This is a genomic window from Afipia sp. P52-10 (assembly GCF_000516555.1).
In the GTDB taxonomy this organism is placed as follows: Bacteria; Pseudomonadota; Alphaproteobacteria; order Rhizobiales; family Xanthobacteraceae; genus P52-10.
On the sequence record NZ_AZSJ01000003.1, the window covers coordinates 1,401,557 to 1,415,292 of the forward strand.

Here is a 13,736-nt window from a genome sequence, read left to right on the forward strand (position 1 = left end):
ACAGGACTATCGAAAGCCTGGATGGAGGAGCGCTGTCCGGCTCAGCGCAGGGTGGCGTAGCTCGCGCCGAGCATGGCACCCGGCTTCTCGCGGCTGCCTTCCTGCACATAGACCACCGCGCCATCAACCCCCTGCCCCGAGAGATTCTCGATCGGCACGGTCCAACTCGCCGACTTGCCGGTCCAGTCGCCGACCTTCAGCCAGTTGCGCACGACGTTGTGGTAGATGACTTCCTTGCCCTTGTTCTCGCCACGGGCAATCGACACCGGCATCGCCTTGGCGATCGCGCTGATCCAGACCTCGCCGGGATGAACGCCCGCCGGCGCATCCGGGACCGAAATGCCGATCTGTCCGTTTGCAACCGCCACCTTGACCGGGACGGACATCACACCGGACTTACCGGTACTGTCCTTGATCGCCTGCTCGATCCCCGCGCGATCGCTGCCGAGCGCATGCAGCTTGCCGTTGACGACGATCTGCGGCGTATAGACCTGCCGGTCGCCGCGGGCCTTCGAATACGCTTTCTGCCGCGCGGTGAATTTCGGATCGGCCAGCGTGTCCTTCCAGCCAAGATAATCCCAGTAGTCGATCGGCAGGCTGACGGCGACCACGGTCGGATCCTTCGCGATCTCGCCCAGCAACCTGTCCGCTTCCGGACACGACGAGCATCCTTGCGAGGTGAACAGCTCGACGACTGCGCGGGTCTGCGCCGAAGCTTGCGTCGCAAAAAACAGACCTACTGCGGCAATGGCGACAGAGAGCCCTGTTCGTTCTTTGTATTGCGGGAATTCGCTTCGCATTGCTCCATACATCGCGGCGTCTCGCCCGATTCATTTAGCGAAAAGGCGGCCTCACTCATAGGCCGCCTTTTAATCACTGGCATCTCACATGGCAGTGAGACGGTTGTACCGCGACACGAACCGATCAGGCCGCGAGCTGACGCAGAACGTAATGCAGAATGCCGCCGTTGCGGAAGTATTCCAGCTCATCGAGCGTGTCGATGCGGCACAGCAGCGGAACCCGCTTCAGATTGCCGTCGCTGGAGACGATTTCCGCCGACAGCGTCTGCCGCGGCTTCAGGTCGCCCTGCAGGCCGCGAATCGTCACCTTCTCGTCGCCCTTCAGGCCGAGCGACTGCCACGAAGTGCCTTCCTCGAAGGTCAGCGGCAACACGCCCATGCCGACGAGGTTCGAGCGATGGATGCGCTCGAAGCTCTGGCACACCACGGCGCGCACGCCGAGCAGGCGTGTGCCCTTGGCGGCCCAGTCACGCGACGAACCGTTGCCGTACTCGGCGCCGGCGAACACGACCAACGGCACCTTCTCTTCCTGATACTTCATCGCGGCGTCGTAGATCGTCATCTGCTCGCCGTCCGGCCAGTGCTTGGTGAGGCCGCCCTCCGGGATGTTGCCGTCGGCGCCCTTCAGCATGAAGTTCTTGATGCGGATATTGGCGAAGGTGCCGCGCATCATCACTTCGTGGTTGCCGCGGCGCGTGCCGTACTGGTTGAAGTCGGCGGGCCGCACCTGCCGCTCCGACAGATACTTGCCGGCCGGCGAGGTCAGCTTGATCGAGCCCGCGGGCGAGATGTGGTCGGTGGTGATCTTGTCGCCGAACAGCGCCAGGATGCGCGCCTCGACGATGTCGGTCACCGGCTCCGGCTCCTTCTTGATGCCCTCGAAGTACGGCGGGTTCTGCACGTAGGTCGAGCTCATGTTCCAGCGATAGGTCTCGCTGTCGGTGGTCTTGATCCGACGCCAGTTCGGATCGCCCTTGAACACGTCGGCATAGCGCTTCTTGAACACCTTCGAGGTGACGAACTTCTTGATGAAGGCGTTGATTTCCTTCGAGGTCGGCCAGATGTCTTTCAGGTACACCGGCTTGCCGTCCTTGCCGGTGCCGAGCGGCTCGCTGGCGAGGTTGGTGGTGACGCTGCCGGCCAGCGCGTAGGCGACGACCAGCGGCGGCGAGGCGAGATAGTTCGCCTGCACGTCCGGCGAGACGCGGCCTTCGAAGTTGCGGTTACCCGACAGCACCGCCGCGGCGATGATGCCGTTGTCGTTGATCGACTTCGAAATCTCTTCCGGCAGCGGGCCGGAGTTGCCGATGCAGGTGGTGCAGCCGAAGCCGACGAGATTGAAGCCGACCTTGTCGAGATCCTTCTGCAGACCCGAATTGTCGAGATACTCGGCGACCACCTGGCTGCCCGGAGCGAGCGAGGTCTTCACCCACGGCTTCGCCTTCAGGCCCTTGGCCGCGGCGTTGCGGGCGAGCAGGCCCGCGCCGATCAGCACGCTCGGGTTCGAAGTGTTGGTGCAGGAGGTGATCGCCGCGAGCACCACGTTGCCGTGGCCGAGCTCATACGACTTGCCTTCGACGGCGAAGCGCTTCGACTGCTCCATCGCCTTCTTGTATTCGGTCTCCATCGCGCTGGCGAAGCCCTCCGCCACGCTCGGCAGTGCGACGCGGCCCTCGGGGCGCTTCGGACCGGCGAGCGACGGCACCACATCGGCGAGATCGAGCGTCAGCGTCTCGGTGAACACCGGGTCCTTGGTCGCCGAGGTGCGGAACATGCCCTGCGCCTTGGCATATTTGGTGACGAGCGCAACGCGCGCGGCCGCACGGCCCGAGGTCTTCAGGTAATCAACCGTTTCCTTGTCGACCGGGAAAAAGCCGCAGGTCGCGCCATATTCAGGCGCCATGTTGCCGATGGTGGCCTTGTCGGCGACCGACAGGTAATCGAGACCCGGGCCGAAGAACTCGACGAACTTGCCGACCACGCCCTTCTTGCGCAGCATCTGGGTGACGGTGAGCACGAGGTCGGTGGCGGTGACGCCTTCCTTGAGCTGACCCTTGAGCTTGAAGCCGATCACCTCCGGCAGCAGCATCGACAGCGGCTGTCCGAGCATCGCAGCTTCCGCCTCGATGCCGCCGACACCCCAGCCGAGCACGGCGAGGCCGTTGACCATGGTGGTGTGCGAGTCGGTGCCGACCAGCGTGTCCGGATACGCCACCTCGAAGGTGCCGGTCTTCCTGCCGACCGTCATCTTCTCCTTCTTGGTCCAGACCGTCTGCGCCAGGTATTCGAGGTTGACCTGATGGCAGATGCCGGTGCCCGGCGGCACCACGGAGAAGTTCGAGAACGCGCGCTGGCCCCACTTGAGGAACTCGTAGCGCTCCTGGTTCTGCTTGTATTCCTCGGTGACGTTCTTCTTGAACGCCGCGTTGTCGCCGAAGAAGTTGACGATCACCGAGTGGTCGATGACGAGATCGACCGGAACCAGCGGGTTGATCTTCTCGGCGTCACCGCCCAGCGCCTGCATCGCGTTGCGCATCGCGGCGAGATCGACCACCGCCGGAACGCCGGTGAAGTCCTGCATCAGCACCCGCGCCGGGCGGAACGCGACTTCATGCTCCAGCTTGCGGGTCTTCAGCCACTTCGAGACCGCAACGATGTCCTGCTTCTTGACCGTGCGGCCGTCCTCATGGCGCAGCAGATTCTCGAGCAGCACCTTCATCGAGAACGGCAGCTTCGAGATGCCCTTCAGACCGTTCTTCTCCGCCGCCGGCAGGCTGTAATAAACGTAGGTCTTGCCACCAACCTTGAGGGTTTTGCGGCACTTGAAACTGTCGAGCGAGGTCATGTGAGGATCCCAATTGAGCCTGATAGACGCCTTGGTTAAAGGTATCTAAACACCTGCGAGGCAGGACGTCGGAGAGCATTTCGGTCGGATTCGCGGGCGCGATCCGGTGCCGGTTTATAATCTTTTTAAACTCGCCGCCACATCTGCAAACGTCTTTTCTGGAATGCAGTTGGAGATTGTTTCGGACCTCCACGCGGCATTGTGTCCGGCCCCCGCCGGTTCGCGAAACCGGCCTCCCCGTTTTGTCTCTCTGTCGTCTTTCGGTTGGCATGATCCCGGTGCCAGGCCGAAATCCGGTTTCCACTTTTCATCTACCTGCCTGGAGCATTTTTGATTCTGATCGAATCAGACCCAAAGCTCTAGATTCTTGTTTTGACGCGTTTTCTTCATGCGAACCGGTTTCCACTTCGCGCGAAAACGCTCTAGAAGGCGCGCAAGGCAGGGAGAGGCGATGCGGCTTTCGGGCAGCGATCTGACATGTGTCCGCGGCGAGCGCGAGGTGTTCACCGCGCTCAGCTTCGCCGTCGATGCCGGAGAGGCGCTGGCCGTGACCGGACGCAACGGCGCCGGCAAATCGTCGCTGCTGCGCCAGATCGCCGGCCTGTTGGCAATCCCCCGCGGCACCATCCGGCTCGACGGCGGCGACGGCGAGCGCACGCTGGCCGAGCAGTGCCACCTGCTGGGGCATCGCGACGCGCTGAAGCCCTCGCTGAGCGTGCTGGAAAACCTCGCCTTCTGGCAGGACTACCTCGGGGGCGCCGCGGTTTCGCCGCTCGCGGCGAGCCTGGAGATTGCAGGGATCGCCCACCTGATCGATCTGCCCGCATCCTACCTCTCAGCCGGTCAGCGGCGGCGGCTCGGCATCGCCCGCCTCGTTTGCGTGACCCGGCCGGTCTGGCTGCTGGATGAACCGACCTCGGCCCTCGACAGCGACGGCCAGGCGCTGCTCGCCGGCGTGATGAGCCGGCATCTGCAAGCCGGCGGCCTGATCGTCGCCGCCACCCACGATCCGCTCGGCATTCCAGCACGCGAACTGCGCATCGGTGATCCGGCCGGAGGCGCCGCATGACCGCGCTCGCGGCTCTGATCCGGCGCGACATTCGCATCGCCTGGCGCGTCGGCGGCGGTGCGCTGATCGGCGTCTTGTTCTTTCTGAGCGTGGTCGTGCTGATGCCGTTCGCCGTCGGCCCCGACATCGCGCTGCTGAAGCGCATCGGCCCTGCCGTGCTGTGGCTTGGCGCACTGCTGGCAAGCCTGTTGACCCTCGACCGTCTGTTTGCGGCCGACCATGAGGACGGCTCGCTCGATCTCCTGCTGATGAGCCGCACGCCGCTGGAGCTGACCTGCGTGGCCAAAGCGCTGGCCCACTGGATCGCCTCCGGCCTGCCGCTGATCGTCGCCTCGCCGCTGCTCGGGCTGATGCTGAATCTCGACGGCGACGCCATGCTGGGGGTGGCGCTGACCTTGCTTGCGGGAACGCCAGCCCTGACGCTGACCGGCATGATCGGCGCGGCGCTCGCGGTGACGCTGCGGCGCGGCGGGCTGCTGCTGCCTGTGCTGGTGCTGCCGCTGTCGATTCCAACGCTGATCTTCGGCGTCATCGCCGCGAACGCGGCCGCCAACGGGCAGTCCGTCTTCGGTGCGCCGTTCTCGCTGCTCTGTGCGCTCTCGCTGTTCGGCCTCGCCGTCGCGCCGTTCGCGGCCGCCGCCAGCCTGCGACAGGGGCTCGATTGATGCGCCGTTCCTGCAACGCCGTGTCGCATGAATGTGAGTTCCACGGCGAATGCGCCCGATTGCGCGCGCATCGCCGCGCCACTATCAGGAAGCCATGAGCCTCATCGATCTCGCCAACCCTACGCGCTTCCTGCGCTTCGCGGAACGTCTGCTGCCCTGGTTTACGGGCGCGACGGCCATTCTGCTGGCGATCGGGCTGCAGCAATCGCTGTTCGCGGCTCCCGACGACTACCAGCAGGGTGCGACCGTGAAGATCATGTTCATTCACGTCCCGAGCGCCTGGCTTGCCATGTTCGTCTGGGGCGTGATGAGCGTCGCGGCGCTGGGAACGCTGGTGTGGAAGCATCCGCTCGCCGACGTCGCCGCCAAGGCCGCAGCGCCGATCGGCGCGGCCTTCACCTTTCTCGCCCTCGTCACCGGGTCGTTATGGGGCCGGCCGATGTGGGGCACCTACTGGGAGTGGGACGCACGGCTGACCTCGGTGCTGATCCTGTTCCTGATGTATCTCGGCATCATGGCGTTGTGGCGCGCGGTGGATGATCCGACGCGCGCGGCACGGGCAGCGGCGATCCTGACGCTCGTCGGCGCGCTCAACCTGCCGATCATCAAGTTCTCCGTCGACTGGTGGAACACGCTGCACCAGCCCGCGTCCGTGATCCGCATCGGCGGCCCGACCATCCATCCCTCGCTGCTGGTGCCGCTGCTGATCATGGCGCTGGCGTTCTCGCTCCTGTTCCTGACCCTGCACCTGGCGGCCATGCGCAACGAGATTCTCCGGCGGCGCGTGCGAACGCTGCGGCTGATGCAAGCCTCGACGCAAGCGTGACGGAACACCCATGACCCTCGGTCCTCACGCCGCCTTCATCGTTGCTGCCTACGCGATCGCGATTCTCGTCGTGGCGGGCTTGATCGGCTGGGTGTTGGCCGACCACCGGCGGCAGAAGGCGCTGCTGCGCGACCTCGAAGCCAAGGGCGTGACGCGCCGCTCCGCCCGCCAGACGCCGCCCGCCGCATGACCGCCACCGAACCCCGCACCGATGGACCGAAGGGAACGCGCCGCCGCTGGCTGACGCTGCTGCCGCTGCTGGTGTTCGTGGGCCTCGCCGCGCTGTTCTATCAACGGCTCGGCTCCGGCGATCCCGCGACGATTCCCTCCGCGCTGATCGGCCGGCCCGCGCCGCAAACGACGTTGCCCGCTCTCGCCGGCCTGGCGGACGGCGGCCGCGACATTCCCGGCATCGCCCCCGAAACGCTGCGGGGCAAGGTCAGCGTCGTCAACGTCTGGGCGTCGTGGTGCGTGCCGTGTCACGACGAAGCGCCGCTCCTGCATACCTTGAGCGCGGACAAGCGCTTCCAGATCATCGGCATCAACTACAAGGACGCCACCGACAACGCCCGCCGCTTTCTCGGCCGCTACGGCAATCCGTTCACCGCCGTCGGCGTCGACGCCAATGGCCGCGCCTCGATCGAGTGGGGTGTCTACGGCGTGCCGGAAACCTTCGTCGTCGGCCGCGACGGAAAAATATCCTATAAGCTGATCGGTCCGATCACGCCGGCCAATGTCGAGACGGTGCTGAAGGTCGAAATCGAGAAAGCGTTGCGCGGCACGCCCTGAGCGTGCCGGAACGGGTCAAAAAATAATTTCCAGCGTTTATCTGCCGTTCATTTGCCGGCCATTGGTCCGCCACGAAGCGCTTCTTACATCGGGATGACCGTCATCGTGACGGTAGCAACGATTGTCTTTTTGGAGGGACAATACATGCGTCACTTCACGCTTGCAGCACTCACCGCTATCGGCCTCGTCGCAGCGACCCCGCTGCTGGCCCAGACGCCAGCACCGGCCACCAGCACGCAGCAGAAGATGGCGCCGCCGCCAGCAGCCGCGCCCACCGCCACCGCGCCTGCCAGCAACAAGATGGCCCCTGCGACCACCGGCAAGGCATCGCCTGCCGCGCATGCGAAGCAGGAGCTGATCGACATCAATCACGCGACCGAGGAGCAGCTTTCGATGCTGCCGGGCATCGCCAAGGCGCGTTCGGAAGCGATCATCAAGGGCCGCCCCTACAAGGGCAAGGACGAGCTGGTGAGCAAGAAGATCATCCCCGAGAACGTCTACAAAGACATCAAGGACAAGATCGTCGCCCATCAGAAGGGCTGATCGCAGCCGATCCCTGTTTGCGTCCGCGTTCCGCGTCAAACCACAGCGCGCCGGTGCTTGCTCACCGGCGCGTTGTCACTTCTACTGTCGACCTTGCTCGCTTGATGAGACGCGGACGCGGGCTGCTCACACGTCGCCGCGGGTGGCGTCGCTCGCCTCGGCACTCGCCGGCGCGATGCTGTGGCGGTTGATCAGCGGCATCTGCAGCATGGCGAAGACGGCGGTGATCGGCACTGCGCCGAACGCCTTGAACGCCACCCAGAAGTCGGTCGACTGCGTCCGCCAGATCGCCTCGTTCAACACCGCCATCGCGACGAAGAACAGCGCCCAGCGCAGCGTCAGCGCGCGCCAGCCCGCAGGCGTCAGGTTGAACATCTGGTCGAACATGATGGCGATGAAGGACTTGCCGAACAACAGGCCGCCGCCGAGCACCAGGCCGAACAGGCCATAGATGATGGTCGGCTTCATCTTGATGAAGGTCTCGTTGTGCAGGAACAGCGTGAGGCCGCCGAACACCAGCACGATCGCCGCCGACACCAGCGCCATCAGCGGCACATGCCGCACGACGGCGTAGGAGACGATGATCGACACGACAATCGCGACCATGAACGCGCCGGTCGCCACGAACAGATCGAACTTCGCATTGGCGGCGAAGAACACGATCAGCGGCCCGAGTTCGGTCGCGAGCTTGAACAGCGGATGCGGCGCGGCCTTGTCCATGGTTACTCCAGTCCTGCGATCGCACGGGCGAAGTCGCGCGCGGTGAACGGCGCCAGGTCGTCGACACCTTCGCCGACACCGATGAAATGCACCGGCAGCTTGAACTTCGCCGACAGCGCCACCAGGATGCCGCCGCGCGCGGTGCCGTCCAGCTTGGTCATGACCAGGCCGGTGACGCCCGCGGTCTTGTGAAACGCCTCGACCTGCGACAACGCGTTCTGGCCGACGGTGGCGTCGAGCACCAGCAGCACCGCATGCGGCGCGTCCGCATCCACCTTCTTCATGACGCGGACGACCTTCTCCAGCTCGTTCATCAGCTCGGCCTTGTTCTGCAGCCGCCCCGCGGTATCGACCAGCAGCACGTCGGTCCCGTCCGCCTTGGCGGCGGTCAGCGCGTCGAAGGCGAGACCCGCGGCATCGGCGCCATGCGCCCGCGCCACCACCGGCGCGCCGGTGCGCTCGCCCCAGATCTTCAATTGCTCGATCGCAGCGGCGCGGAAGGTGTCGCCCGCGGCCAGCATCACCTTGCGGCCTTCGCTGCGGAAGCGCGATGCCAGCTTGCCGATCGTCGTGGTCTTGCCCGAACCGTTGACGCCGACGACGAGGATCACGAACGGCTTGCGCGCAGGATCTATGACGAGCGGCTGCGCGACCGGCGCCAGCACCGTCTCGACCTCGGACGCCACCACCGCCTTCACCTCGTCCGGCGAGATCGCCTTATCATAGCGGCCTTCACCGACGGCGGCGGCGATGCGTGCGGCGACCTCGGTGCCGAGATCGGCGCGCAGCAGCACGTCTTCCATGTCCTCGACCATGGCGCGGTCGAGCTTGCGCTTGGTGACGAGATCGGCAACGGCCTGGCCGATCGAACTCGAGGTCCGTTTCAGCCCGCTCGACAGCCTGCGCCACCAGCTTTGTTTCGGTTGATCGTCTGTATTGCTCATGAGGGGTGTGATAGCCGTTTCGGCATCATGACGAAAGCTGCGAATGAACCGGGAACAGGCCCGCTCGATATTGTCGCGCGCGTGCTCCACCGCGACGGGCTGATGCTGATCATCGACAAGCCGTCGGGCATTCCGGTGCATCGCGGGCCGCGCAACAGCCGCGACAAGAGCGGCGCGGCGCTGGAAGACTATTTCGATGCGCTGCGCTTCGGCCTGCCGCGCCCGCCGGTGCTGGCGCATCGGCTGGACCGCGACACCTCCGGTTGCCTCATTCTCGGACGCCATCGCAAGGCGACTGCCTCGCTCGGACTTCTGTTCAAGCACAACAAGATCTCCAAGACCTATTGGGCGGTGGTGGAAGGCGGCCCCGACGCCGACAGCGGCGTGATCGACGTTCCGCTCGGTCGGCTGAGCGAGGAACGCGGCTGGTGGCAGAAGCCGGACCCGAACGGCCTGCCCGCGACGACGAACTGGACCGTGCTCGGACGCAGCGCGGGCACGGTCGCGCTGACATGGCTGGCCCTGGAACCGATCACCGGCCGCACGCACCAGTTGCGCGTGCATTGCGCGGCGATGGGCTGGCCGATCGTCGGCGACAGCATCTATGGCAGCGGCCCGCGCGACGGCGAACCCAAGCTGCATCTGCATGCCCGCGAGATCACCGTGCCACTGTCGAAGAACAAGCCGCCGGTCCGGGTCTGCGCGCCGGTGCCCGCCCATATGCGCGACCGGCTCACCGCCTGCGGCTGGATCGCGTCGTCCGAACCAGGCGCGCCGTGATGCGTGTGTTGATCACCGGCATGTCCGGCACCGGAAAATCCGCCGTGATCAGCGAACTGGCCGCGCGGGGCCACCAGGCTCATGACCTCGATACGCCGCAATGGTCCGAATGGATCGTTGCCGATCCTTCCGACACCCTGACCCCTGCCGAAGGACGGGACTGGGTATGGCGCGAGGAGCGCGTCCACGCGCTCCTTTCCACGCCGCCGGACGGAAACTTGTTTATCGGCGGCTGCGCCGAAAACATGCATCGGCTGTTTCCCCTGATCGATCGCATCATCCTGCTGTCCGCGCCCTTGGCGACGATCATGGAACGGCTCGCAGCCCGATCCTCGAGCGGCTATGGTCAGACGACGGAGGAACGCCGGAAGGTCGTCAGCCTCATCGCCAGTGTCGAGCCGCTGCTGCGTGAATCCGCCGATCACGAGATCGACACGCGCCAACCTGTCGAGACGACTGCCGACGAGATTCTTCGAACGATCGCTCGGGTCGCGTCAGGCTGACAGCCGCGCGCCGTCGTGGCCGCGCATGGTCAACATCTGCACCGTGCCCGGCGCAAAGCCTTCGACCGCGACCGGCAGGAAATGCTCGGTGCGCCCCTGAGTCGCGCTCTCGATCAGCACTGCGCGCGCGGCACCGACATCAGCCGCCAGACGCGTCCGCAACGCGCGATCACCAGCCTCGCGCAAACGGCGGGCGCGCTGTTTGATCACCTCGCCCTTCACCTGCGGCATGCGCGCCGCGGGCGTGCCGGGCCGCGCCGAATAGGGAAACACATGCAGGAACGTCAGCCCGCATTGCTCGACCAGATCGAGCGAGCGCGCGAACATCTCCTCCGTTTCGGTCGGGAAGCCGGCGATGATATCGGCCCCGAAGGCAATATCCGGCCGCAGCCGCCGCACCAGCTCGCAGAACTCAATCGCATCGGCGCGGCTGTGTCGCCGCTTCATGCGCTTGAGGATCAGATCGTCGCCCGCCTGCAGCGACAGGTGCAGATGCGGCATCAGCCGCGCGTCGCTGGCGATGACATCGAGCAGGTCGCGGTCCACCTCGACCGAATCGATCGAGGACAGGCGCAGCCGTTGCAGCTCCGGTACATGTCGCAGAATCTGTCGCACCAGCGCGCCAAGTTTCGGCGTGCCCGGAAGATCGGCGCCGTAGCTCGTCAGATCGACGCCGGTGAGCACGATCTCCGCATGCCCGCCCTCGACCAGCGCGCGCACCTGATTGACCACCGCTCCCATCGGCACCGAGCGCGAATTGCCGCGGCCATAGGGAATGATGCAGAAGGTGCAGCGATGGTCGCAGCCGTTCTGGATCTGCACGAAGGCGCGCGGCAATCCGCGCTGGAAGCCTTCCACCAGATGCGGCGCCATTTCGGTGACCGCCATGATATCGGCGACCGCGACCTTCTGCTCCTGCGCCAGGCCGAACGGCGCGCGATCGAACGTCACCCGCGCATCACGCCACGCCTCCGCACGCAACTTCTCGTCGTTGCCGAGCACGCGATCGACCTCCGCCATCGCGGCGAACATGTCGGGCTCGGTCTGCGCCGCGCAGCCGGTGACGACGATGCGCGCGCCGGGCCGCTCGCGCTTCAGCTTGCGGATCGACTGCCGCGCCTGCGCGACGGCTTCGTTGGTGACCGCGCAGGTGTTGACGACGACGGTCTCGCCGAGCCCCGCGCGCTCGGCCTGCCGCCGGACGATCTCCGACTCATAGGCATTTAGGCGGCAGCCAAAGGTGATGACATCGACGCTCACGGCAGCCGCCCTCAGGCGACGCTGGCGAACAGCGCCGGATCGAAACGGCTCTCGTATTCCAGCTCGGCCGGGCCGGTCATCAGCACATGATCGTCGCTCTCGCGCCAGGCGATGACGAGATCGCCGCCGGGCGTCGCGATCGTGACCGTGCGGTCGGCGCGCCGCAGCCTTGCCGCCGCCACCGCCGTCGCGCAGGCGGCCGAGCCGCAGGCCTTGGTGAGACCGGCACCGCGCTCCCAGGTGCGGATGACGATGCGGTCGCGGCTTGCGATCTGCGCCAGCGTGATGTTGGCCCGTTCCGGGAAGATCGGATGGTTCTCCAGCAGCGGCCCGAACCGGCCGAGGTCATAGGCATGCACATCCTCGACCCAGAAGATCGCGTGCGGATTGCCCATGTTGACCACGGACGGCGTGTGCAGCACCGGCGCATCGATCGGCCCGATCTGCAATTCGATCGCGCGGGTGTCGCGGAATTCCTCGGCGAGCGGAATCTCCTGCCAGCCGAGCCGCGGCTTGCCCATGTCGACCGTGAAGGTCTCCGGCGCATCGCCCGTCCAGCAATTCAACAGGCCTGCCCGCGTCTCGAACGTCAGGGCCGTCTCGCCGCTGGCCGCGAACATCTGCCGTGCGACACAGCGCATGCCGTTGCCACAGGCGCCGGACTCCGAGCCGTCATTGTTGAGGATGCGGATGAATGCCGCCGTGCCATCGACGCGCGGCGGATAGAGCACCATCAATTGGTCATACGGCACCCCCGCGGCGATCGCCCTGGCCTCGCCGGCGCTGATGTCGACCGGCGCCGCGCGCAGATCGACGACAACGATCTCGTTGCCGACGCCGTTCATCTTGGCAAAGCTCTGATTCGCGAGGGCGCTCATGATCCGGACTCTTTCGTCCGGGGTTATATGGCGGAAAGGCCGTCGCATTTCCAGCCTCGCATGCCGCCGCCTGCATACGGAACACGCGCACCGCGCACGCATCCCGCCTTCAAACATCCATGATCGCTGACAATCATTTGCGGTGAGACCAAGCGGCGAACGCTGTGATACACGTGAGCGCCGGGACCCGAATCTTGCGTTCGCAAGGCCTTCAACCATAAGGCCTTTGAGCCGTAAGGTCTGTAAGCTATGGAGAGTTTGATGATCCGCCTCGCGCTTCGCCCGTCGCGGCTTCTGGGGAATGGCGGCCGGCTCGATTCGAGCCCCCTTTTGGCCCTGCTGCTGTCGGCGGCGATGGTCGGATCGAGCCTCGCCCAGACGCCGGCAACGCCTCCCGCAAGCACGGCCCCGGCAGCACCACCCGCAAATCCGGCACCGGCAACGCCGCCAGCGGCTTCGACACCTGCGCAAGCCACCCCGCCCGCCGCGAACCCGGCAACGTCCCCGTCTGCGGCGCCGGCTGCACAGGCCCCCGCCCCCGCGCAGACACCCGCCGCGAGCCAGGCGCCGGCGAACCCTCAGACCCCACCCGCTCCGCAGACCCCGGCGCAAGCCGCTCCGCCCGCGGAGCCCACCGTGCAGACCGCCGACCCGTTCGGCGAGGAACTGACGCTGACGGCGAAGACCGTGGTCATGATGAAGGGCAACGCGACCTGGGACAACGCGTTCGAAACCATCACCAACACGCTGAAAGCCCTGCAGGGCGCGCTCGACAAGCAGAACCTGAAGGCCGCAGGCCCGGCGCTGGTCGTCTATACCTCGACCGACGACACCGGCTTCGTCTTCCAGGCCGAACTGCCGGTCGCCGAAGCGCCCGCCAAGCCGCTCGGCAAGGACATCACCAGCGGCAAATCGCCCGAGGGCAAGGCGCTGAAGTTCGTCCATCGTGGCTCGTATGACAACATGGACAACACCTATGAAGCGATCACCAACCACCTCGACGAGAAGCGACTGGAGGCGAAGGACTCCTTCATCGAGGAGTACACCACCGATCCGCTGACCACGGCGGAAGACAAACTCGTCATCAACGTCTACGTGCCCCTGAAGTGAGCTT

15 protein-coding genes are annotated in these 13,736 nt (G+C 65.7%); 9 read left to right on the forward strand and 6 right to left on the reverse strand.

All coding sequences use genetic code 11. The features are described 5' to 3' along the window. Positions 1-41: 41 nt before the first annotated feature. On the reverse strand, positions 42-800 hold the full coding sequence (locus X566_RS07930) for a thioredoxin family protein (RefSeq protein ID WP_051443951.1): 759 nt from the start codon (positions 798-800) through the stop codon (positions 42-44). A gap of 124 nt (positions 801-924) precedes the next feature. Further along, a complete protein-coding gene (acnA, locus tag X566_RS07935) occupies positions 925-3,645 on the reverse strand; it encodes an aconitate hydratase AcnA (protein WP_034465039.1) in 2,721 nt (906 codons plus the stop codon). Positions 3,646-4,096: 451 nt separating this feature from the next. Between acnA and ccmA the strand changes: the two genes are divergently transcribed. The 6 genes from ccmA to X566_RS07965 all read left to right on the forward strand — a co-directional run bounded on the left by ccmA (position 4,097) and on the right by X566_RS07965 (position 7,537). Beyond that, complete coding sequence (gene ccmA, locus X566_RS07940; protein WP_034465041.1) at positions 4,097-4,714, forward strand: heme ABC exporter ATP-binding protein CcmA; 618 nt, start codon at positions 4,097-4,099, stop codon at positions 4,712-4,714. Continuing rightward, on the forward strand, positions 4,711-5,379 hold the full coding sequence (gene ccmB, locus X566_RS07945; RefSeq protein WP_034465044.1) for a heme exporter protein CcmB: 669 nt from the start codon (positions 4,711-4,713) through the stop codon (positions 5,377-5,379). The genes ccmA and ccmB overlap by 4 nt, the downstream gene beginning before the upstream one ends. A 94-nt stretch (positions 5,380-5,473) precedes the next feature. Beyond that, positions 5,474-6,205, forward strand: coding sequence for a heme ABC transporter permease (locus X566_RS07950; RefSeq protein WP_034468194.1), 732 nt, complete (start codon positions 5,474-5,476; stop codon positions 6,203-6,205). A gap of 10 nt (positions 6,206-6,215) precedes the next feature. Next, positions 6,216-6,395 (forward strand): heme exporter protein CcmD, encoded by a 180-nt coding sequence (ccmD, locus tag X566_RS07955; protein ID WP_034465046.1) that lies wholly within the window; start codon positions 6,216-6,218, stop codon positions 6,393-6,395. Continuing rightward, positions 6,392-6,994 carry a DsbE family thiol:disulfide interchange protein gene (locus X566_RS07960; RefSeq protein ID WP_034465049.1) on the forward strand — a complete coding sequence of 201 codons (603 nt, stop codon included), beginning with the start codon at positions 6,392-6,394 and terminating at the stop codon, positions 6,992-6,994. Before ccmD ends, X566_RS07960 begins: the two co-directional genes overlap by 4 nt. A 144-nt stretch (positions 6,995-7,138) precedes the next feature. Continuing rightward, positions 7,139-7,537 (forward strand): helix-hairpin-helix domain-containing protein, encoded by a 399-nt coding sequence (locus tag X566_RS07965; RefSeq protein ID WP_034468195.1) that lies wholly within the window; start codon positions 7,139-7,141, stop codon positions 7,535-7,537. Between the two features lie 126 nt (positions 7,538-7,663). Here the strand turns inward: X566_RS07965 and X566_RS07970 are convergent, their stop codons facing one another. Together X566_RS07970 and ftsY are read right to left on the reverse strand one after the other, a co-directional pair. Continuing rightward, positions 7,664-8,257: a septation protein A gene (locus X566_RS07970; protein WP_034465052.1), complete on the reverse strand. Its 594-nt coding sequence runs from the start codon at positions 8,255-8,257 to the stop codon at positions 7,664-7,666. A gap of 2 nt (positions 8,258-8,259) precedes the next feature. Beyond that, positions 8,260-9,201 (reverse strand): signal recognition particle-docking protein FtsY, encoded by a 942-nt coding sequence (gene ftsY / locus X566_RS07975; RefSeq protein WP_034465053.1) that lies wholly within the window; start codon positions 9,199-9,201, stop codon positions 8,260-8,262. 27 nt (positions 9,202-9,228) lie between these two features. On the opposite strand from ftsY, the gene X566_RS25225 reads away from it, so the two are divergent. Both X566_RS25225 and X566_RS07985 read left to right on the forward strand, forming a co-directional pair. Then, entirely contained in the window at positions 9,229-9,981 is a 753-nt protein-coding gene (locus X566_RS25225) for an RluA family pseudouridine synthase (RefSeq protein ID WP_034465055.1), read from the forward strand. Then, positions 9,981-10,484 (forward strand): AAA family ATPase, encoded by a 504-nt coding sequence (locus X566_RS07985; RefSeq protein WP_034465056.1) that lies wholly within the window; start codon positions 9,981-9,983, stop codon positions 10,482-10,484. The genes X566_RS25225 and X566_RS07985 overlap by 1 nt, the downstream gene beginning before the upstream one ends. On the opposite strand, the gene mtaB is transcribed toward X566_RS07985, so the two are convergent. Both mtaB and dapF read right to left on the reverse strand, forming a co-directional pair. After that, entirely contained in the window at positions 10,476-11,744 is a 1,269-nt protein-coding gene (gene mtaB, locus X566_RS07990) for a tRNA (N(6)-L-threonylcarbamoyladenosine(37)-C(2))-methylthiotransferase MtaB (protein WP_034465059.1), read from the reverse strand. The genes X566_RS07985 and mtaB overlap by 9 nt on opposite strands. Positions 11,745-11,755: 11 nt before the next feature. Next, a complete protein-coding gene (gene dapF / locus X566_RS07995; RefSeq protein ID WP_034465061.1) occupies positions 11,756-12,622 on the reverse strand; it encodes a diaminopimelate epimerase in 867 nt (288 codons plus the stop codon). A 354-nt stretch (positions 12,623-12,976) separates the two neighbouring features. Between dapF and X566_RS24280 the strand changes: the two genes are divergently transcribed. After that, positions 12,977-13,732 (forward strand): GyrI-like domain-containing protein, encoded by a 756-nt coding sequence (locus X566_RS24280; RefSeq protein WP_244434778.1) that lies wholly within the window; start codon positions 12,977-12,979, stop codon positions 13,730-13,732. Positions 13,733-13,736 lie beyond the last annotated feature (4 nt).